Here is a 21,032-nt window from a genome sequence, read left to right as displayed (position 1 = left end):
CGGGCGTGGCGGCTGCCGCGCCTGCGCCGAAGGCCGCGGGGAGTGTGGAACGGTTCGTGCCGATCACGCACAGCAGCGATCGGAAGGACTCCCCATGTTCAGAACGGTGTTCACTGCCGGCGCGGCCGCCGCGCTCGCCGCTGCCGCCCTCACGCCCTCCGCGGGCGCCGCGCCCGCCCTGCCGTTCCCCGCGCCCCCGGGGCAGATCACCGTCGACGTGGTCCAGGTCAACGGCTCCGGCTGTCGCCCCGGCACCGCCAACGTCGCGGTCTCCCCGGACAACACGGCGTTCACGGTGACGTACAGCGAGTACCTCGCCCAGGTCGGCAAGGACGCCAAGGCGACCGACTTCCGCAAGAACTGCCAGCTCGGCCTCAGCGTGAACGTGCCACAGGGCTACACGTACGCCATCGCCAAGGCGGACTACCGGGGCTTCGCCAGCATCGCGCAGGGCGCGAGCGCCACCCAGAACGCCAGCTACTACTTCCAGGGCATGCAGCAGACCGCCTACCGCAGCCACACCCTGAACGGCCCGGCCGAGGGCAACTGGCAGGTGTCGGACGCGGTGCCCGTCGAGGCCCTGGTCTTCCACCCCTGCGGGGCCAAGCGGAACCTGAACATCAACACCGAGCTGCGCGCCCAGGCCGGCTCCTCCGACACGGCGAACACCACCAGCTTCGTCGCGATGGACTCCACCGACGGCAGCTTCAACACGGTGTACCACTTCTCCTGGAAGACGTGCCCGCAGCGGCGCTGACGTCCGCCGGACCGCGAGGGGCCGGGTCCGGGACCTTCCCGGGCCCGGCCCCTCGCGCATGCCCGGAGCTGGTGTGAAGAGATGTCATTGGGGACGTTCGGGTGGGAATGCCCACCCCCGGCAACCAGACGCGGAGAGTGACGAGTCATGACGTTCAGTGATGACTCCACTACGGGAGGTCCCATGAGCACCGTGAACACCGCACCGACGTACGGACTGTCCTCCGGCACGCCGCAGTGGGCGCTCGACCCCTACCGCTTCCCCGGCCTCCAGGACCTGGACGAGCCGGAGGCCCCCGCCGAGCCCGCCGGGGAAGGTCTCGCAGGCCCCCGGGCCGACCCGCGCAGGTCTCGATAGGGAAGCGGAATCTCCGGTTACTCGCGAGGAAACCCGCCCTTTGGCTATGGTGAGCGCCCTCCGGTCGAATGTTCCTTCGGATCCCATGCCCCGTCAGGGATCCGGCTGGCGATCGAAGGATGTCCCGCCAATCCGGGACGCGCATCTGCATCCAGAGCGACGTGCTGTCGGCAACACCGCCCGACGTCGGCTCAATGCGAGCCGGCCTGCGCTCGCCCCGCCACCCCGGGGCTGGAGCGCGGCGGTCCTCTCATTCACCTACCTCGCGAAGGCAAGGCAGAGATGGCAAGAGCCACCAGACAGTCCTCCCGGCAGTCCGTCCGACAGGGCATACACCCCGTCGACGAACTCCTCCCGTTCCCCCAGCTCGCCCTGTACGGCTTCCAGCACGTGCTCGCGTTCTACGCGGCGGCCGTCATCGTCCCCGTGCTCCTGGGCAACGCCCTCGGGCTCAGCCGCCAGGAGCTCGTCCACCTCATCAACGCGGACCTCCTCACCTGCGGCATCGCCTCGATCATCCAGGCCCTCGGCGTACGGAAGACCGGCGCCCGCCTCCCCCTGGTCCAGGGGGTCACCTTCACCGCCGTCTCACCCATGATCGCCATCGGCCTGGGTGCCGGCGGCGGCACCGCCGGCCTGCTCGTCGTCTACGGCGCGGTGATCACGGCGGGCATCGCCACCTTCGCCTTCGCCCCGCTCTTCGGCAGGCTGGTGAAGTATTTCCCGCCGGTCGTCATCGGCACGGTCCTCACCATCATCGGCATCACCCTCATCCCCGTGGCCCTGCAGGACGCGGCGGGCGGAGCCCACCTCATCGGCACGCCCGCGTACGGGTCCGCGAAGAACCTCGCGTACGCGCTGGGCACCCTGCTCTTCATCCTGGCCCTGGTCCGCGTCGGCAGGCCCTTCCTCAGCAGCCTCGCCGTCCTCCTCGGCCTCGTCGCCGGAACGGCCGTCGCCTGGCTCTTCGGGGACGTCGACTTCGGCGCCGTGGCCCAGGCCGACTGGATCGGGGTCACCACCCCCTTCCACTACGGCATGCCGCGCTTCGAACTGCTCCCGATCGCCGCGATGCTCGTCGTCATGCTGATCACCATGGTGGAGACCACCGGCGACGTCTACGCCATCGGGGAGATCACCCGCAAGAAGGTCGACGCCGACACGGTCGCGCGCGCCCTGCGCGCCGACGGCGTGGCCACCGTCCTCGGCGGCGTCCTCAACTCCTTCCCCTACGTGGCCTTCGCCGAGAACATCGGCATCGTCCGGATGTCGAAGGTGATGAGCCGCTACGTCGTCGTGGCGGCCGGCGTGTTCATGATCGTGCTCGGCTTGCTGCCGAAGGCGGGCAGTCTGGTCGCCTCCGTCCCGCACCCGGTGCTGGGCGGCGCGGCGGTGTCCATGTTCGGCATCGTCGCGGCCGTCGGGGTCCAGATCCTGGCCAAGGCCGACCTGCGGGAGGAGCGCAACACCCTGATCCTGGCGGTCAGTCTCGGCATGGCGCTGCTGCCCACGACGGTCAAGCCCTTCTTCGAGCGCATGCCCGACGACGTCCGCGCCGTGCTCGACAGCGGGATCACGCTCGGTGCCCTCACCGCGATCCTGCTGAACCTGCTGTTCAACGTCTTCACGAGCCGCAGCACGATGGAGATCGACTGGGACGACGTCGACCAGGCCGACCACGTCGACCGCGACGCCGAGGAGGAGGGCCCGCCCGGCCCGGCGGCCTGGGCGCCGGCCCGCTGACGCACGGGCGGGCCGGGAAGGGGACCGAACCCCCTCCCGGCCCGCCCGGGTGCCCGCCTCCCCGCGTCAGCCGCCCGCCGGGCGGCCGGGCGCGGCTTCGCCCTGATCGCCGACCAGTTCCCAGAAGTGGTCGGGCAGGCGGCGCAGGTAGGCGGACCGCTCCGCGGCCGTCTCCTTCAGCCGGGCGTCGTCGTTGCGGGCGACCAGATGCCCCATGTACCGCTCGGAGAAGGCGGCGAGCTCCGCGTGCATCGTCCGCAGGGCGTCGCCCACGCTCGTCGCGTCGACGGAGACGATCTCCACCACGGGATCGACGTACGTCTTCCAGCGGCCGGCCACCGCCGACCGCAGGTGCTCCTCCAGCTCCTCCGCGCGGCCCGTGACCAGGGTCAGCGCGCGCAGGGACAGTCCCAGGGCCTCCATCAGAACCCTGGTCTGCCGGGAGTCCCCGTGCCACTGCCCCGACGCCTCCGCGGCGCGGTACTCCGACGGGTCCATGCCCAGCCGGTACGCCAGCCGCTCCACGCTCAGCCGGCGGGCCAGCCGGAACTCGGCGAGGGTCCTCGGCGCGGTCCCCATCAGGGTCGTCGCGTCGCACCACAGCACGTCGGCCAGGGCGAACAGGTGCTGGTCGGAAGGGACGTGGGAGCCCTGCTCCCAGGCCGCGACCACCGCGGGATGGACCGGGCTCCCGCAGGCCGCCATGGCCTCGGCCACCTGAACCGTGCTCAGACCCATGCGGGCGCGGGCCGATCTGGCCCCGGCGGGGGAAAACGGAGTGCTGTACACGTACACGCCACCTCTGGGAAACGGAATGCTGAACGAACACCAGGAGCGGGCACAGTAACAGAGATTCGAAAGGTTGTAACCGGTAACTTCCCTTCACTTCAAAGGCATTGATGTGGGATATCTGGCGTGATCAATGGCCGGTAGAGGTTTCCTCCATGGGAAGCGGAACGTCTTTCCCGGGTCCCGTGGCGGGCAGTGAGCCGGCGAGTGCGGCGGCCGCCAGGGCGAGGGCCGGTACCAGGAAGAGGGCGGCGCGCAGGCTGCTGTGGGAGGCGAGGAAGCCGATCAGCGGCGGTCCCGCGAGGAAGGCGAAGTAGCCGGTGGTGGACACCGTCGCCACGGCGGTCCCCGCGGCGGCGGCCGGGATCCGGCTCGCCCCGCCGACCACCAGCGGGAACGACGCCGAGATCCCGAGCCCCACCGCGCCGAACGCCACCACCGTGACCGCCGGATGCCCGGACACCAGCGCCGCCACCGCCCCCACGGCACTCAGCAGGGCACCCCCGCGCACGACGCGCACCGGACCGGACCGCGTGGCCGCCCGGTCGCCGCCGAGCCGCCCGGCCGTCATGGCCAGCGCGAACGCCGCGTACCCGGCGCCCGCCGCACCGGGCCCCGCGCCCAGCGAGTCGGCCACGTACACGCTGCTCCAGTCGGTCATCACCCCCTCGACCAGCAGCACGCACAGGCCCAGCGCGCTGAGCGGCAGCAGCCGGGCCGCCCCACCGCCCGTGCCCCGGCGCCCGTCGGCGTCCCGGACCGCCGGCGCGGGCGGGGGAGGAGGGGCCGGGTGCAGTGCCGCCACCGCCAGCCCGGCCGCGGCCACCCCCACGACCGCCGACACCGTGAACTGCGTACGCGCCGCCACGCCCCCGGCGGCCGCGGCCGTGCCGAGCAGCGCCCCCGCCAGCGCCCCGGCGCTGAACAGGCCGTGGAAGGAGGAGAGCCGCGCCCGGCCGGTGCGCCGCTCCAGGTCCACCGCGTGCGCGTTCATGGCCACGTCCAGCGCCCCGACCGACGCCCCCAGGACGGCCAGTCCCAGCAGCAGCCCGGTCAGCGAGCCGGCCAGTCCCGGCAGCGCGATGGCGGGGGCGTACACGAGGGCGGCGGCCCGGGCCACGGGCCTGCTGCCGAAGCGGTTCACCAGCAGACCGGCCGCGGGCATGGCCGGCACGGAACCCAGGGCCACCCCGAGCAGCGCGGTGCCGAGCTGACCGTCCGACAGCCCGAGCTGCTCCTTGACCTGCGGGATGCGCGGGGCCCAGCTCGCCAGGACGATCCCGTTCAGGAAGAAGACCGCGTACAGGGCGGCCGCACCCCCGCCCTTCGCACCCGCGCCCTTCGCGCCGCTCACCGCTGCGCGGGCAGGACCGGGAGGCGGATGCCAGTACCCTCCGGGACCAGGTCGTGCACCGAGGCGGCGGGGTGGGAGGGCGCGCAGGTGAAGGCCTCCGCGTACCGGACGCCCGCCTCCAGACCGCGGTGCGCCGCCTGCTGCCTGGTCAGGTCCAGGAAGTCGGCGCCCTTGCGCTCCTTGCGGGCGCTGTTCTGACTGGTGTGCTCGGCCAGCATGGCCTCCTTCACCGCCATGGTCCGCGTGATGTCCACCCACAGGTCAGGGGTGCCCGCGTTCGTCCCCAGCAGGGTGTCCATGTGGAAGAGGGGAGGGACCCGGTCCGTGGCGGGGCTCCCGGTGGAGAGGGCGGGCTCGCGCGCCAGCAGCCGTGCCGCGCCGACGAGCCGGCTCACGGCCCGGTGGTCGGGATGGTAGTCGTCGGGGTGGTGGGCGAGGACGACGTCCGGCCGGACCCGGCGCAGCACCTCGACGACCTGGCGGCGGGTGTCCGCCGTGTCGAAGAGGAAGCCGTCCGGCTGCCCCAGCCACAGGAGTTCCGCGCCGAGCACGCCGACGGCCCGCCGCGCCTCCTCCTTGCGGACCGCGGCCGTCTGCGCGGGGGACAGGGTGCGTGAACCGAGCTCGCCGTTGGTCGCGATGGCGACGGTGACCTCGGCCCCCTGCCGGGCGTAGTGGGCGAGCGTCCCCGCGCAGAAGAGCTCTACGTCGTCGGGATGGGCCCCGAAGGCCAGGATGCGTACCGCTGTCATGCTTCGGCTCCTCTACCGGTAGCGCTGGGCGGCGTCCGAGAGGACCCGCGCGAATCCGAGGACGCTGCTGTCGGTGAGGAAGCGCCGCAGCACGCGCTCGTGGCCGCCCCGGCCGAGTTCCTCCGCGTAACCGCGGTCCGAGAGCAGCCGGTTGACCGCTTCCCCGAGCCCCCGCAGGTCGCGGGGGTCCGAGAGCAGCAGTCCGGTGGCGCCGTGCTCGACCTGCTCCCGGATGCCCCCGACGGGGGCGGCGACCACGGGCCGTCCCTTCCAGGCCGCCTCGGACACGGTCAGGCCGAAGCCCTCGGCCAGGCTCTTCTGGATCACCACGGCCGAGCGGCGCTGGATGGCGTTGACGGTCAGCGCGTGCTCCGAGGGGTTGCCGGTCGGCACCTGGACGAGGTGGACGCGCCGGCCCCGCCGGCCGAGGCCCGCCCACACCTGGCGGCACTCGGCGAAGACCCGCTCCGCCTGCCGGTCGCCCCTGGTCTCCGGGCCGACCAGCAGCAGGTGGGCGCCGAAGGCCGGATCGACGTACTCGGCGAACCCGCGGATCACGCCGGGGATGTCCTTGACCCGGTCCCAGCGGCTGACCTGGGTGACCAGGGGCGCGCCCGCGGGGGCCGGACCGCCGTCCCGCACCACCCGCGCGGGCTGGCGCACCAGCAGGTCGGTCAGGGCGTGCCGCCCGGGAGGGGCACCGGCCTCCTCCTCGATCAGCCCGGCGGCGGCCAGCAGACGGGACGGATCGGTGCCGGGGTGCAGCGGGACGTTCTTGGGGGACAGCGGATCGATGGACGGCCGCAGGACGCGGCGGTCCACGGCCGGCAGTCCGGCGGGCAGGACTCCCGGATAGGAGGTGATGTGGCAGTGAGCGCAGGAAATGTAGCGGTGCAGGAAATCCCATCCGCCCGCCGCCAGGTCCTCCCGCAGCGCCGTTCCGATATGGGCCCGCCACAGTACCGTGCAGCCCGCCGCGCGCAGATGGGGAATGAGTCCGGCCGTCTGGTGGTCGTGGACGACGACGATGGAACGCCGGTCCATGGCCGGGACGAGCCGCGCCGCGTTCTCCGCGCATATCCGCTCGTACATCCGGCGGCCCCGTTCCAGGTCGGCGGCGTCCGCCTCCGGCGCCACGCCGCACAGCCGGTAGTACAGGGATTTGGTGAACGCGCGGAATTCGGGCGGGCCGTCGAGCGTGGTCCAGCGGGTGGAAATGCCCTCGCCCGCCAGGTAGGGGAGATTGGCCCGCAGGAGTTCGGCGACCCCGCCCCGGACCGGGTTGTCGCTGATGTGCCACACGGTGCGCCCGTCGAGCAGCTCGCGCACCCCGTGCAGGGTGTCCCGTACGGTCTCCGTGCGCTCGCTCCCCACGAACGGCTCGATCCAGTCCAGCGGCGTGCCGGGCAGCTCCACCTCGGGCGCGGCCGGTGTCCGGGCGGGGGAGTGGAGCGTCCGGGAGCCCGGTAATCGCCTCCCGCGGGCCTGCGGGGCCCGTCCGGGCGGGCGGAACCCGGCCTGGACCGACAGTTTGTGCAACAGCCTGTTTCCATGGCGCAGACGTGTCACGATATTCGCCTTCCCGGGAGTGTCGGGGTGGACGGTGAGGGGAAAGCCGCTCGACCCGTGGTCGAATTCCGGCCGCTCCGGCCTGTTGTGGCCGTGGGGAAATCCCCGCGTGGGAAAACGGTCACGGGCGGCGGGGAAGTGAGGATGTGTCGGCATATGGAGGAATCCGCGTCGTCCCGCCCCGATCCTGACACGAGGTCCACAGTCGTGACATGTGTTCCCGCACACGCGGTGAACGCGCGGACGGGCCCCCGGGGTCGCCCGTCCGGGGTACGGGAACGCTCCCATCAGGGAATTCTCCGCGAGCGCGGAAGGCCGCCCGGAGGGAACCCGGGAAGGCCGTTGACGAAGTATTGACGAGAACGCACCGGGAATGCCGTACGCCATTCGTCCGCGGTACTCCTCCCGCCCCGGCGGCTCGCGGCAGGACGCTTCGCGCCGCATCGCGCACGGTCCCTTGCCGGTGCGCCGCAGGGGCTTACGATCTCGACGGACGGTCTCCTCCCGCGACCGCCGCTCCCCCCGCACCCCCCGTGGAGGTCAACCGTGTTCCGGACGGCCGAAGGACAGCGCAGTCACCGCGACGGCGGTCACCACCCCTCCCGCCGGCGCCTGCGAGCCCTGGCCGGCACCGCCGCCGCCGCGGGCATGTTCCTCGCCGTGGGCTGCTCGTCCAGCGAGGGCGGGCCGGGGGAGGCGGCAGGGGGCGTGAGCGTCGTCGAGAAGGGCAGGCTGACCACCTGCACCCACCTGCCCTACCCGCCGTTCCAGTTCGAGCAGAACGGCAAGGTCGTCGGCTTCGACGTCGCCCTGATCGACCTGGTCGCGAAGAAGCTCGAAGTCGAACAGAAGATCCTCGACACCCCGTTCGAGAACTTCAAGACGGGCGCCTTCCTCAACTCCGGCCAGTGCGACCTCGCAGCCGCCGGCATGACCATCACCGACGAGCGCAAGAAGAACGTCGACTTCTCCGTCCCCTACTTCGACGCGACCCAGGCCCTGCTCGCCACGAAGAAGAGCGGCATCACCTCCCTCGCCGACCTCAAGGCCAAGGGGAAGAAGCTGGGCGCGCAGGCGGAGACCACCGGGGAGAGCTACGCCAAGGCCCAGGGCTTCAACCCCGTCGCCTTCGAGAGCTCGGACGCGGTGCTCAACGGCCTGCGCACCGGCCAGGTCGACGCGGTCGTCATCGACTACCCCGTCGTCCAGGGCTGGCTCAAGGACCCGGCGAACTCCTCCGAGTTCGTCCTCGGGCAGAACATCGACACCGGAGAGAAGTACGGCTTCTCCGTGAAGAAGGGCAACACCGCCCTCCTCGCCGCGATCGACAAGGCGGTCACCGACGCCAAGGCCGACGGCACCTACAAGAAGATCTACGAACAGTGGATCGGCCCGCTGCCCCAGGCGAAGCCGTGACCTCACGGCTCACCCGGCGCCAGCGGCGCCGCGTCTGGCAGGGCGTCCAGTACGCGGTGTTCGCGGCCGTACTGGTCCTGGTCGGCGTACTCGCCGACTGGGGCCGGCTGCAGAACCAGTTCGCGCAGACGGACCTGGCCCTCCGGCTCTTCCCGAAGATCATCACCATCGCCCTGCGGAACACGGTGGTGTACACCCTCTCCGGGTTCTTGTTCGGGCTGGTGCTCGGCCTGGTCATCGCCATGATGAGGCTCTCCTCCGTGGCCCCGTACCGCTGGGTCGCGAGCGTCTACATCGAGCTGTTCCGGGGCCTGCCCGCCCTGCTGATCTTCATCTTCGTCGGCGTGGCGGTCCCCCTGGCCTTCCCCGGCACCGCGATCCCCGGCGGCACGTACGGGAAGGTCGCGCTCGGCCTCGGCCTGGTCGCCGCCGCCTACATGGCCGAGACGATCCGCGCCGGCATCCAGGCCGTGCCCAAGGGGCAGATGGAAGCGGCCCGCTCGCTGGGCTTCTCGCACGGCCGGGCCATGGTGTCGGTGGTCATCCCCCAGGCGTTCCGCATCGTCATCCCCCCGCTCACCAACGAACTGGTCCTCCTCTTCAAGGACTCCTCACTGGTGCTCTTCCTCGGCGTGACGCTGGAGGAGCGGGAACTGACCAAGTTCGGCCGGGACCTCGCCAGCGAGACCGCGAACTCCACCCCCATCCTCGTCGCGGGCCTGTGCTACCTCCTCGTGACCGTGCCGCTGAGCTTCGTGGTGCGCCGCCTCGAGGCCCGTGCCGACAAGGCCACGTGAGGAACCGATGCCACAGACGACGGGAACCGGGGACACGACCGGCGGCGACCGACCGGAGATCGAGATCCGCGGACTGCACAAGTCCTTCGGCGACAACCACGTCCTGCGGGGCATCGACCTCGACATCCGCCGCGGCGAGGTGGTGTGCGTCATCGGGCCCTCCGGCTCGGGCAAATCCACCCTGCTGCGCTGCGTGAACCTGCTGGAGGAGCCGACCCGCGGACAGGTCTTCGTCGGCGGCACGGAACTCACCGACCCCGACGTGGACATCGACGCCGCGCGCCGCCGCATCGGCATGGTCTTCCAGCAGTTCAACCTCTTCCCGCACATCAGCGTCACCGGCAACCTCACCCTCCCCCAGCGCCGGGTCCTGGGCACCGGCAAGGAGGAGGCCGCCGCCGTCGCCCGCGAGAACCTGGAACGCGTCGGCCTCGCCGCGAAGGCCGACGCCTACCCGGCCCAGCTCTCCGGGGGCCAGCAGCAGCGCGTCGCGATCGCCCGCGCCCTGTCCATGGGGCCCGAGGTGATGCTCTTCGACGAGCCGACCTCGGCGCTCGACCCGGAACTCGTCGGCGAGGTGCTGTCGGTCATGCGGGTCCTGGCGGGGGAGGGGATGACCATGATGGTCGTCACCCACGAGATGAGCTTCGCCCGGGAGGTCGCGGACCGGGTCGTGTTCATGGACGGCGGTGTGATCGTCGAACAGGGCCCCGCGGAACAGGTCGTCACCCGGCCCCGGCACGAACGCACCCGCAACTTCCTCGACCGCGTCCTCGACCCGGCGGCGGCCGAGGCCCCGGCGGAGACGCCGGCCGACGGGGAGACCCCGCCGGAGGCCTGACGCTACCGGCCCGAACGCCGCAGCAGATAGGCCCCGGCGGCCGACACCAGGACCGCCATGCAGGCGATGAACACCAGCCCGGCTCCCTCCAGCCCGACCGGCTCCACCAGCACGCCCACCCCGATCACCGGCACCGAGATCCCCGCGTACGCCACCACGAACAGCGTCGAGATCACCGAGGCCCGCCGGTCCGCCGGCGAGGCCGACGCCACCACGGACAGCGCCCCGCGGAACGCCAGCCCCTGACCGGCCCCGCCGACCAGCGCGCTCAGCACCACCAGCACCAGCAGGTCCCAGTGCAGCGCGCCCGCCAGCAGGGCGAGCCCGGCCAGCAGCCCCGCGCAGCCCAGCGGCAGCGACCGCCGCGCACCGACCCGGCCCACCGCCAGCTGCCCCGCAGTCGAGGCGAAGAAGGCCAGCGCCACCACCAGCCCGCTCAGGGCACGGTTGTGCACCCCCAGCGACTGCGCGAGGAACGCCGGGCTGACCGAGGTGAACACCCCGAACAGCGCGAACCCCACGAACGAGGCGATCGCCGCCGGCCCGAACACCGGCCGCACGGGCGGCGGCAGCCCCGGCCGCTGCGGCCGTACGGTGGCCAGGGCCCGCCGCTGCCGCACGGTCTCCCCGAGCCCCAGCAGCACGGCGGCCGAGACCGCCACCAGTACGAGGTGCACGGCGAACGGCAGGTACAGCGGCCGGGGCGCGTACTGCGCGAGCAGCCCCGCCAGCAGCGGACCGCAGCCCAGCCCGCCCATGTTCGCGGCCGTCGCCACGAACGTGGCCCGGGCGGCGCCGCCCGGCGGGGCCGACTCGATCACGTACGCCGTCGCCGCCCCGGTGAACAGTCCGGCCGAGAGCCCCGACAGCAGCCGCCCCGCGTACAGCCAGCCCAGCCCGGTGGCGAGGAGGAAGCACCCGGCGCTCGCCGCCGCGAACCCCAGCCCCGCCAGCAGCACCGGCCGCCTGCCCACGGCGTCGGAGGCGTTGCCGGCCAGCAGCAGCACCCCGATGACCCCGAAGGCGTACACGGCGTACACCACGGTGACGGTCAGCTCGGAGAAGCCGAACTTCTCCTGGTAGAGGCCGTAGAGCGGGGTCGGCAGCGTGGTGCCCGCCATGCACACGGCGAACACCGCCCCGCCGAGCACACACTGCCGCCAGCCCCGGCGCATCCGGTCCATGCCGCCGACGGTATCCCCGGGCCCCGGCCCGGCCCCGCCCCGCGCGCCCGAATCGCCGGGACGTCGCCCGCCCGCCACGCCACCGGCCCCGCGCACCCCCGGACACCCGGCTGAGCTGCGGCATCGCGTCCGCCGGGGATCAGTGCCCGTCCGGCGCGCCGCCCGCGCCGCCCGTGCCGCCCGTGCCGCCCGTGCCGCCCGCGCCGCCCGTGCCGAGGCCCGCGTCCCGGGCGCGGACCACGGCCTCGGCCCGGGTGGTGACACCGAGCTTCTCGAAGATGCGGGTCACGTGGTTGCGCACGGTCTTCTCCGCCAGGAACAGCTCGCGCGACACGCGCCGGTTGTCGTACCCGCGGGCGACCAGGTCGAGCACCTCGACCTCGCGCGCGGTCAGCGCGGGGAAGGGCCGTCCGGCGCCGGCGTCGCGCCGGCCGCCCCCGGCGGCGAGCGCGGCGATCCGGGCGGCCACGTCCGGCCCGAACACCGTGCCCCCGGCGGCCACCGTGCGCACCGCGTGCAGCACCTCCTGCCGCCCGGCGCCCTTGAGCAGGTAGCCGCGGGCGCCGGCGTTCAGGGCGGCCAGCAGGGTGCCGTCGTCGTCGGCCATCGTCAGTACCAGCACCGCCACCTCCGGGTGCTCCACGGTCAGGCGGCGGGTGGCCTCCAGCCCCGACCCGTCGGGCAGCGACAGGTCCATCACCACCACCCGCGGCCGTTCCGCCTCCACCGCGCCCGCCAGCTGTGCGAGCGTCTCGGCCTCGGCAACCACCTCGACGTCCTCGGCGCTCTCCAGCGCCGACCTCAGCCCTTTGCGGAACAGCGGGTGGTCCTCCACGAGCACCACCCGCACCGGGGGCACCGGGGTCTTCTCGGAGTCCATGGGCCCCACTATGGGCGAGGCGCCTCCCGGGGATGTGACTCCGGTCACGCGACACGCCCTCGGATGCAGCGGAATCCCCGATACCGCTCAAAACGGAAGCTTGCCTTCGAAAGGGCCGACGCGCCAGTGGATGTGGCGGAACGTCACTTTACCGTCCGGATCGACGCGCTTACAGCCCGTGGCAGTTGACTCGGGCAACATACGGTTTCAGTAACCGAGACGAACTCCACGGTAATCGTCCGGGGCCTCAAGTGTTCGTATAGCTTCAACTCGTCGCCGCCGCACCCGGGACACGGGGTCCGCGCGGGGAATCGCGGCGACAGGGATGCGACCACTCCCATGACAACAGCCACTCGAACCAGTGCCTTCCGTGTCGACGCGTACACACCGCACTGCCAGGTCATCGCCGACGAAGGCGGCCACGCCGTCATCGGCATCTCCCCCGGCAACTCCTACTTCTCCGCCCAGCGTGTGCACGCCCTCGCCGAGTGGGCGCTCGACAACTTCGAGCAGGCCGACCTGATCTACACCGACATGCACGTGGCAGAGATGTACGAGGCCATGGGCTATCCCCCCGACGAGGCCCGCCGAAAGACCGTCAAGAACCTGCGCGGCGTGCGCGCCAAGGTGACCAACGCCGTCGCGGACATCGATCCCTCGGGCACCCGCCTGCGGGGCAGGCCCATGTCCTCGCTGCGCGGCATACCCGCCTACGACGCCATGCACGCCGACCTGCTGGAGCGGCTGCACACCGACCCGGCGTTCGCGCAGACCTGCAACGAACTCGTCGACATCTTCCTGTCGTCGAAGGTCCTCGGGGGCCAGCAGCCCACCGCCCACCAGCGGGCCGTCTGCCTGGACTACGTGTGCGCCGAGGCGCCGCTCTTCCTCGACACCCCCGCGATCCTCGGCGTCCCCTCGTCGCTGAACTGCTACCACCAGGCGCTGCCGATGGCGGACCTGCTCTACTCGCGCGGCGCCGGACTGCGGGCCTCCCGCAACCAGGGCCACGCCATCGTCACCCCCGCCACCGAAGGAGACCAGCTGTGACCACCCACGCGGAGCCGATCCTCGAATTCCCCTTCACGTGGGACGGAACGCACCTGCCCACCCAGGTCGACGAACTGCCCCCGGTCGTGAAGGTCCGCACCATCGCCGGCGCCGAGGCCTGGCTCGTCTCCTCGTACGAGCTCGTCAAGCAGGTCCTCGAAGACGACCGGTTCAGCCTCAAGAACACCTCCGACCCCGGTGTGCCCCGCCAGTACGCGCTGACGATCCCCCCGGAGGTCGTCAACAACATGGGCAACATCACCGGCGCCGGCCTGCGCAAGGCCGTCATGAAGGCCATCAACCCCAAGTCCCCGGGCCTGCAGCAGTGGATGGACGAGTACGCCGCCGAACTGGTCGAGCGGATGCTCCAGCACGGCGCCCCCGTCGACGTCCGGACCATGTTCACCGACCCGTTCTCCGAGGCGATGCACTGCCAGATCCTCGGCATCCCGCACGACGCGGCCCCGCTCCTCGCGGAGTCGCTGCCGATCGCCTTCATGAACAGCGCCACCGAGATCCCCGCCGCGCGCCTGAACTGGGACCGCGACATCGCCTACATGACGGCGCGCCTCGACGACACCGAGCAGGGCCTCATCGGCGACCTCGCCAAGCTGCGCGGCACCGAGGGCTACGAGCACGTCAGCGACGAGATGTTCGCCACCGTCGGCGTCACCCTCTTCGGCGCGGGCGTCATCTCCACCGCCGGGTTCCTCGCCATGGCCCTGGTCACCCTCCTCACCCACCCGGAGGAGTCCGACTACCTGGCCGACCACCCGGAGCTCATGCCCCAGGCCGTGGACGAGCTGCTGCGGATCAACCTCTCCATCGGCGACGGCCTGCCCCGCCTGGTCATGGAGGACATGACCCTGGGCGACGTCCAGGTCAAGGCGGGCGAGCTGGTGCTCGTCCTGCCCGAGGGCGCGAACTTCGACCCCTCCGTCTTCCCGGACCCGCACCGCCTCGACTTCACCCGCGACAACTCCTCCGCCCACTTCTCCTTCGGCGGCGGCTCGCACTACTGCCCCGCCACCGCCCTCGGCAAGAAGCACGCCGAGACCGCCCTGCTCGCCCTCCTCAAGGCCATGCCCCGCATCCGGCTGGCCGTGCCGGTCGAGCAGCTCGTGTGGCGCACGGGCTTCATGAAGCGCCTGCCCGAGCGCCTGCCGGTGATGTGGTGACCACCGTCTGACGGGCCCCGAGCCCCGGGCCGTGCCCCCGCCCCCTCACGGGGCGGGGGCACGGCCCGTTCCACCTCACACGGGGCAGGGCCGGTACTCCAGGGCGAGTTCGCGGTCGACCGCGTAACTGGTGCGCATGGACGCCTCGGTGACCTTCTGCCAGGAACCGTACTTCGCGTAGAGCTGGTCGGCGGTCGGTCCGAGCGGGTTGCCGTACTTGGCCCGGTTGCGCTCCTCCAGGACCCGGACCTCCTCCGGGGTCATGCCCGCGCGGGTGATCTCCTTGGCCTGGTTGCGCATGTCGACCATCTCCCGGGCGACCTCCTCGTCGGAGGCCCCGGACTCGCGCATCGCCGCCTCGGTGCGGTGCATGTCCTCCAGCAGGCCGTGGTAGCGCATCCGGGTCCGCTGGGCCTCGACCTTCTCGTCCATCGGCATGACGCGGATGCGGCACACCACGGGATCGGCGCTGGGACAGGGGTCGTCGGCGGCCGCCGGCCGGGCCAGGGGAGCGGTGATGACGGAGCCGCACGCCTCCGCCGCGGTGGCGACGGAGGCGGCGGCGGGCGCGAGCAGGGCGACCGAGGCGAGGAACGGTACGAGGGCGCGGCGCAGGAACGCGGTGGAGGAAGGGAGCATGCGCGCCATCCTCGGCGGGCGCGCCGCACCGGTTCACGCAGGCGCACCGCCGGCCGCCGCCGATCACCCCTACGGGGACGCGTACCGGGTGTTCCCGCCACCGCTACCGCTGGCAGCGGCCGAAGTCCACGACGTACGTGCCGGCGCCGGGCGAGACCGCCCCGGCCGGGTCGGCGGCTCCGGGTTGCGCCCAGCCGCCGAAGTCGCGCAGCGAGGCGTCGAGGATGATCGCGCGGTGACCCGGGCTGTTCATCCACCACTTGACGGCGGAGTTCGGGGTTCCCGAGCCTCCCCAGCCGTTGTAGGTGATCTCGGAGACGGCCCAGGACCGGGGGTTGGGGCAGTAGCCCGCGGCCATGACGCGGCTCTGCGGGGTGGAGCCGGTCCGCGGGTTGGTGTGCGAATCCTTCCAGGGACCCCACCACTTGAGCTGCACGGCCGCGGCCGCGTGCTGCCGGGCCGCGTTGGTCATGGGCGCGTTCGCCGTCAGCGCGGGCAGTCCGCGCTGCGTGCGCTGGGCGTTGATCAGGCACAGGACGGCGTCCCGTTCCTGGACGCCCCCGCCCGGCGGCCGGGCCGCCGCCGCGGCGTCGCAGCCGACGGCCGCCGCGGACGGCGCGGCCGCCGGCACGAGCACGGCGGACAGGACGGCCGCCACGGCCAGGGGGACCGTGGTACGGGTACGGGAAGTGCGGCTGCTCACGGGCTTCCACCTCCTGCGGACTCGGAACGGGGCGTTGCGAGCGTGTGGAGGAGCCCAGCGCTGTGGCTGCTCCCTCCAGCGTGGCACCCGCCCCCGCTGATCGCCATCCGGCCCGTGGCACGGGGCGAGTTGCACGGCGGACCGGGTGCCCGGGCTCAGTGCTCCCGAGGCTGCGCAGGCTCCGCGGCCTCCCCGGTGATCCGCTCCAGGTCGGTCATCAGCGAGTCCAGCCACAGCACCGCCGCGTAGTACTGCCTGGGCGCGCCGGGCGGCTCGGCCTCGAACCCGTCGAAGGCCGGGTCCCGGAGCGCGACCGGAGTCCTCGGCGTGTCGCCGCCCGGGTCGAGCCACGCCGACACCAGCAGCATCCGCCCGGCAACCCGGTCCCCGATCCGGGTCACCGCGGCCGCCGCCTCCCGCTCCAGCGGCGCCGCGACCACCCGTGCGGGCACCGCCAGCAGCCGGTCCGCGCCCCACAGCGTGTGGTGGCCCGCCAGCAGCGCGGCCTGCCAGTCCCGCCCGCCCGCCGGCGTCGCAGGCCCGGCGGCCCCCGCGGGACCGCGCGGCTCGCTCTGGAACTGCGCGTACGCCGACTCGGCCAGGATCAGCGAGTGCAGCAGCGACCGGTGCCCCGGCGCGCCGAGCACCGGCTCCCGCACCCCGCCCGCCGCGAGCCCGGCCGTCGTCGCCACCACGATCTCCGCCGCGCCCCGCAACAGCACCGCCGCCGACCGCCGCAGCTCGTCCTGCGCCCCCCTGGGCCAGGCCAGCAGCCCGAACACCGCGCCGATCGCGCTGCCGGTCAGCACGTCCAGCAGCCGGAACTCGGCGAGCTGCCAGGTCGCGGGCGCCAGCTGGGCGAACACCAGGGCGATGACCACGGTGAACAGCGCCTGCGCCCACCCCACCCCCTTGACCGGCCCCAGCGTGAACGCGGCCAGCATCAACGGCGGCAGCGCCGCCGCGTACACGGCGGTGTCCGACCCCGCGAGCGCCAGCAGCCCCGCCGCGGCCAGCGCCCCGACCAGGGTCCCGGTCAGCGCGATCCGTACGGTCGTACGGGTCTCGCGCACCGTCGTACGGGTCAGCGTCAGCGTCGCCAGCAGCACCCAGAACCCGTGCGGCAGGCTGTCCTCCCCGGCGATCACCCGCGCCGCCGCCAGCGCCAGGCTCAGCCGCACCGCGTTCTGGAAGAACACCGACCGGCGCACGGCGTGTCCCGCCAGCCGGTGCCACCACAGCCGCGCCGCGCCCATCCGCGCGTACCAGAACCGGCCCGGCGCCGCCCGCTCCGCACCCGCCCGCCCCCGTACCGCGATCCCGGCCGCCGTCGACATCGCCAGCGCGGCGTCCGCCACCTCCAGCACCGCCGCGTGCCGGCGCAGCACCGCCGGCCCCTGCGCGCCGTCCGGGCCCGCCGCCAGGGCGGCACGGGCCCGCAGCAGCTCCGCGTGCGCGTCCCCGCCCGGCTCCCCGCCCCCGCCGCGGCCCCGGTCCCGCAGCAGGGCGGCCGTCTCCCGCGCGGTCTCCCGTACCGCCCCCAGCACCTCCAGACCCGCCGCACCCGGCGCCCCCGCAACCGGCGGCAGCCCCTCCAGCCTGACCAGCAGGGTGCGGGCCGCCAGCCCGGTGTGCGTCAGTGCCCGGTCCCGCAGCCCCGGCCCGGCCGGCCGCTCCGCCTCCGGCACCCGCGAGGGCCGCAGCGCCGGACCGGCCTCCCGTGCCCGCAGCCGGGCCGCCGCGGACAGCGCGTACGGCGGCCCCGCCAGCTCGGCCGCGCACTCCCGCGCGCACCCGGCGGCCCGCGCGGCCAGCTCCCGGTACGGGACGGTCGGCGGATCGGGCAGCACGAACGCCTCCGCCAGCACCAGCAGGCCGAGCCCCACCGTCGCACCGGCCAGCCGCTCCCCGAGCGAGCCCGGATCGTAGGGCGGGAACGACGGCAGGATGTACATCAGCTGGAGCCCGGGCCCGGCCCCCGCCGCCCGCGGCCCGCCCACCGCGACGAACGCCAGCACGAACCCGGCCACCAGCATCCCCAGGACCGCGCTCCAGGTCCGCACCGACAGGAACGTGCCGATCGTGATCAGCACCCAGCAGGCCGGCGCCAGCCGCAGCACCACCGCGGCGCGCTGCCGGCCGGTGCCGGGGATGTGCGACAGGCCCGCCAGCGCCACCGCGGCGAACAGCGCGTAGGTCGCCGCGACGGTCGAGCCGAAGCCGTACAGGAACAGGTAGAACCCCGTGCCCCCGGCCAGCGTGACCCGCACCGAGCGCCGCCCCGCCGCCGCCCAGCCGGCCGGCAGCCGCATCCCGGGAACGCCACCCATGCCACCAGCATCACCCGCCGCCGCCCGCCCGGCATGCCGCGGCCGCCCCTGGAGCGGCCCTCCGCCGGGGCGCGAGTCGCGGTCCAGCACCGCTTGGGTTCCGACTGACACGGTTACGACCAGGACGCGGGCCTGACCGTCCCGCCAGAGCATCCCGGTGCCCGGCCGACGCGCCGGCGCGCCCCGGGGCCCGGCACGGCGGAGCGTCAGGAGCCGGAGCCCCGGAACGCAGGCGTGAGCCTCGACCAGTCGAAGGCCTGCCGACCGGAAGGCTGAGGAGAAGGAGTTCCACCAGTGAAAATCGTTCTGATATCCGGCAGCACCCGCGGCGACTCGGTGAACACCGCCGTACTCGCCACCGTGCGCCACATCCTCGGGAACCTGCCCGGCGAGCACGAGACCGTGCTGCTCCCCGTCGGCGAACTGCCCTTCTACGAGGCCGAACTGGAGCGCGCCGACGGCTCGGCCGCCGTCCGCGCGGCCAAGGAGCTGGTCACCGGCGCCGACGCGCTGTTCATCAGCACCCCCTCCTACAACGGCGAGATGCCCGGCGCGCTGAAGAACGCCCTGGACTGGCTGTCCCGCGCCCAGGGCGAGGCCCCGAGCCCCCTCACCGACAAGCCGGCCGCCGTGGCCAGCGCCTCTCCCGGGGTGCGCGGCGGCGTCGACGCGCAGACCGGCCTGACCGGACTGCTCGCCCGCTGCGGCGCGCGGGTCGTCGACCACGAGCCGGTGGCCGTCGGCCGTACGGGCACGCTCGTCATCGAGGACGGCCGCTACACCGACGCGGACGTCGTGGCCCGGCTGGAGAGCCTGACCGGGGCCCTGGTCGCCCAGTTCGCCGGGGCCGGCGAGCGCGCGGAGGTGCTCGTCTGATGGCGAAGCCCAAGTCGGCCCCCGGCCTGTTCCGGATCATGAAGGAGGACCTGGAGGTGGTCGTCGCCCGCGACCCCTCCATGCGCAACCGCCGCGAGGCGCTGCTGCACGCGGCCCTTCCCGCCCTGTGGGCCCACCGCATCGCGCACCGGCTGCACCGGCGCGGACACCGGATGACCGCGCGGATCATCGCCTGGAACGCCCGCCGCAGCACCTCCGTGGAGATCCACCCCGGCGCCGTGCTCGGCCGCCGGGTGTTCATCGACCACGGCGCCGCCGTCGTGATCGGCGAGACCGCCGTCGTCGGGGACGACGTGACCATCTACCACCAGGTGACCCTGGGAGCGGTCGGCTGGTGGAGCGACAACAACCGGCCCGAGGGCGACCGCAGGCACCCTGTGGTCGGCGCCCACGTCGTACTCGGCACCAACGCGACCGTCCTCGGCCCGGTCACCATCGGCGCGCACGCCGTCATCGGAGCCCAGGCACTGGTGAACAAGGACGTGCCCGCGGGCGCCCGGGTGCTCGCCGCCACCGCGGTGATCAAGCCCGTCGGCCAGCGGCCGCAGCCCATGGAGGACCTGTACGCGATGACGGCCTCGGCCGGCTCCTGGTAGCCCGGCCGCGCGGCACCGCCCCGGTCCCGGCCCCGCCCGCCGCGACCCCGCTCCACCCCGAAGAACGTCCCCCCACGCCGGGCCGCACCGGGCGCGGGCGGAACACCTCCGCCCGCCCGGCCCGCGGCCGCACGAACCGACTTGTGAGGAACCACACGTGGAAAGCCGTGACACGCGCCGGATAGCCGACAGCATCGCCGACCTGGTCGGCTCGACCCCGCTGATCCGCCTGCGCTTCGAGGACTCGGCCCCGGGCGCCGAGGTGCTGGCGAAGCTGGAGTCCGCCAACCCGATGTCCACCAGCAAGGACCGGGCCGCCCTCTACATGCTGCGCGCCGCCGAGGAGCGCGGCGAGCTGACGCCCGGCAACGGCACCGTCATCGAGGCCACTTCCGGCAACACCGGCATCTCCCTGGCCGCCCTCTCCGCCGCCCGCGGGTACCGCTGCGTCATCGTGCTGCCCGACAGCGCCACCGCCGAACGGATCGCCCTGCTCAAGGCGCTGGGTGCCGAGGTCGTGCAGACCCCCCGCGACGCCGGCTACCCCGGGGCCATCGCCAAGGCCGAGGAACTGCACGCGGCGACCCCCGGCTCCTGGTTCGCCTGCCAGCACGAGAACACCGACAACGTCCGCGCCCACTACGAGACCACCGGCCCCGAGATCTGGGCCGACACGGCGGGCCGGATCGACGTACTGGTCTGCGGCGTCGGCACCGGTGGCACCCTCAGCGGCATCGCGAAGTACCTCAAGGAGCAGAACCCGCGGATCCGCGTCGTCGCCGTCGAGCCCGAGAACTCCCCGGTCCTCTCGCAGGGCGAGGGCGGCCTGCACCGGATCCCCGGCCTCAACGGCGGCTTCGTCGCCCCCACCACCGACGTCTCGCTCATCGACAACGTCGTGACCGTCTCGGACGAGGACGCCATGGCAGGCGCCCGCGCGCTCGCCCGCGAGCAGGGCATCTTCGTCGGTGTCTCCTCCGGCGCCGTCGCCCACGCCTGCGCCCGGCTCGCCGCCCACCCGGACTACATCGGCGCCTCGATCGTCACGATCCTGCCCGACACCGGCGAGCGCTACCTCAGCCTGTGGAACGCGCCCGCCGCGCCCGCCGCCCGCTCCGCCCGGCAGCCGGTCCCCGCACCCGCACCCGCATCCGCACCCGCCACGGCTCCGGCCCAGGTGCTGACCACGAAGTCCTGAGG

The 21,032-nt window shown here is 73.3% G+C and carries 19 protein-coding genes; 10 read left to right on the top strand and 9 right to left on the bottom strand.

Translation table 11 applies throughout. The features are described 5' to 3' along the window. Positions 1-94: 94 nt before the first annotated feature. Entirely contained in the window at positions 95-757 is a 663-nt protein-coding gene (locus OG553_RS01475; RefSeq protein WP_405977175.1) for a DUF4360 domain-containing protein, read from the top strand. Positions 758-1,396: 639 nt separating this feature from the next. After that, positions 1,397-2,857: a nucleobase:cation symporter-2 family protein gene (locus OG553_RS01470; RefSeq protein WP_405977174.1), complete on the top strand. Its 1,461-nt coding sequence runs from the start codon at positions 1,397-1,399 to the stop codon at positions 2,855-2,857. Positions 2,858-2,923: 66 nt separating this feature from the next. Here OG553_RS01470 and OG553_RS01465 read toward each other — a convergent pair whose 3' ends face one another. From OG553_RS01465 to OG553_RS01450, 4 genes are all read right to left on the bottom strand, one after another. After that, entirely contained in the window at positions 2,924-3,595 is a 672-nt protein-coding gene (locus OG553_RS01465) for a transcriptional regulator (RefSeq protein WP_405977173.1), read from the bottom strand. 181 nt (positions 3,596-3,776) lie between these two features. After that, entirely contained in the window at positions 3,777-5,000 is a 1,224-nt protein-coding gene (locus OG553_RS01460) for an MFS transporter (protein WP_405977172.1), read from the bottom strand. Beyond that, positions 4,997-5,752: a PIG-L deacetylase family protein gene (locus OG553_RS01455; RefSeq protein WP_405977171.1), complete on the bottom strand. Its 756-nt coding sequence runs from the start codon at positions 5,750-5,752 to the stop codon at positions 4,997-4,999. The genes OG553_RS01460 and OG553_RS01455 overlap by 4 nt, the downstream gene beginning before the upstream one ends. 12 nt (positions 5,753-5,764) lie before the next feature. Next, a complete protein-coding gene (locus OG553_RS01450) occupies positions 5,765-7,291 on the bottom strand; it encodes a glycosyltransferase (RefSeq protein ID WP_405977170.1) in 1,527 nt (508 codons plus the stop codon). Between the two features lie 678 nt (positions 7,292-7,969). Between OG553_RS01450 and OG553_RS01445 the strand changes: the two genes are divergently transcribed. The 3 genes from OG553_RS01445 to OG553_RS01435 are packed head-to-tail and all read left to right on the top strand — an operon-like array spanning position 7,970 to position 10,375. After that, entirely contained in the window at positions 7,970-8,737 is a 768-nt protein-coding gene (locus OG553_RS01445) for an ABC transporter substrate-binding protein (protein ID WP_405982917.1), read from the top strand. After that, positions 8,734-9,534, top strand: a complete 801-nt coding sequence (locus OG553_RS01440; RefSeq protein ID WP_405977169.1) for an amino acid ABC transporter permease — start codon at positions 8,734-8,736, stop codon at positions 9,532-9,534. The genes OG553_RS01445 and OG553_RS01440 overlap by 4 nt, the downstream gene beginning before the upstream one ends. A gap of 7 nt (positions 9,535-9,541) precedes the next feature. Then, a complete protein-coding gene (locus tag OG553_RS01435; protein WP_405977168.1) occupies positions 9,542-10,375 on the top strand; it encodes an amino acid ABC transporter ATP-binding protein in 834 nt (277 codons plus the stop codon). Between the two features lie 2 nt (positions 10,376-10,377). Here OG553_RS01435 and OG553_RS01430 read toward each other — a convergent pair whose 3' ends face one another. Together OG553_RS01430 and OG553_RS01425 are read right to left on the bottom strand one after the other, a co-directional pair. Next, entirely contained in the window at positions 10,378-11,559 is a 1,182-nt protein-coding gene (locus tag OG553_RS01430) for an MFS transporter (RefSeq protein WP_405977167.1), read from the bottom strand. A gap of 139 nt (positions 11,560-11,698) precedes the next feature. Beyond that, positions 11,699-12,439, bottom strand: a complete 741-nt coding sequence (locus OG553_RS01425; protein ID WP_405977166.1) for a response regulator — start codon at positions 12,437-12,439, stop codon at positions 11,699-11,701. A gap of 339 nt (positions 12,440-12,778) precedes the next feature. Between OG553_RS01425 and OG553_RS01420 the strand changes: the two genes are divergently transcribed. Both OG553_RS01420 and OG553_RS01415 read left to right on the top strand, forming a co-directional pair. After that, entirely contained in the window at positions 12,779-13,489 is a 711-nt protein-coding gene (locus OG553_RS01420; RefSeq protein ID WP_405977165.1) for a tRNA-dependent cyclodipeptide synthase, read from the top strand. Beyond that, on the top strand, positions 13,486-14,667 hold the full coding sequence (locus tag OG553_RS01415) for a cytochrome P450 (protein ID WP_405977164.1): 1,182 nt from the start codon (positions 13,486-13,488) through the stop codon (positions 14,665-14,667). The genes OG553_RS01420 and OG553_RS01415 overlap by 4 nt, the downstream gene beginning before the upstream one ends. Before the next feature lie 75 nt (positions 14,668-14,742). Here the strand turns inward: OG553_RS01415 and OG553_RS01410 are convergent, their stop codons facing one another. The 3 genes from OG553_RS01410 to OG553_RS01400 form a co-directional block, all read right to left on the bottom strand. Next, complete coding sequence (locus tag OG553_RS01410; RefSeq protein ID WP_405977163.1) at positions 14,743-15,306, bottom strand: hypothetical protein; 564 nt, start codon at positions 15,304-15,306, stop codon at positions 14,743-14,745. 103 nt (positions 15,307-15,409) lie between these two features. Then, positions 15,410-16,009 (bottom strand): CAP domain-containing protein, encoded by a 600-nt coding sequence (locus OG553_RS01405; protein ID WP_405977162.1) that lies wholly within the window; start codon positions 16,007-16,009, stop codon positions 15,410-15,412. A gap of 155 nt (positions 16,010-16,164) precedes the next feature. Further along, entirely contained in the window at positions 16,165-18,339 is a 2,175-nt protein-coding gene (locus tag OG553_RS01400) for an FUSC family protein (protein WP_405977161.1), read from the bottom strand. 294 nt (positions 18,340-18,633) lie between these two features. On the opposite strand from OG553_RS01400, the gene OG553_RS01395 reads away from it, so the two are divergent. From OG553_RS01395 to OG553_RS01385, 3 genes are all read left to right on the top strand, one after another. Next, positions 18,634-19,215 (top strand): NADPH-dependent FMN reductase, encoded by a 582-nt coding sequence (locus tag OG553_RS01395; protein WP_405977160.1) that lies wholly within the window; start codon positions 18,634-18,636, stop codon positions 19,213-19,215. Continuing rightward, the gene (gene epsC, locus OG553_RS01390) at positions 19,215-19,832 is read left to right on the top strand and encodes a serine O-acetyltransferase EpsC (protein ID WP_405977159.1); all 618 of its coding nucleotides are present in this window, start codon (positions 19,215-19,217) and stop codon (positions 19,830-19,832) included. The genes OG553_RS01395 and epsC overlap by 1 nt, the downstream gene beginning before the upstream one ends. Positions 19,833-19,989: 157 nt before the next feature. Beyond that, positions 19,990-21,030 (top strand): PLP-dependent cysteine synthase family protein, encoded by a 1,041-nt coding sequence (locus OG553_RS01385; protein WP_405977158.1) that lies wholly within the window; start codon positions 19,990-19,992, stop codon positions 21,028-21,030. Positions 21,031-21,032: the final 2 nt, after the last annotated feature.

Source organism: Streptomyces sp. NBC_00158, assembly GCF_045160885.1.
Classification (GTDB): domain Bacteria; phylum Actinomycetota; class Actinomycetes; order Streptomycetales; family Streptomycetaceae; genus Streptomyces.
Note: the sequence above shows the minus strand (reverse complement) of the source record. Positions and strands in the feature narration are given on the sequence as shown.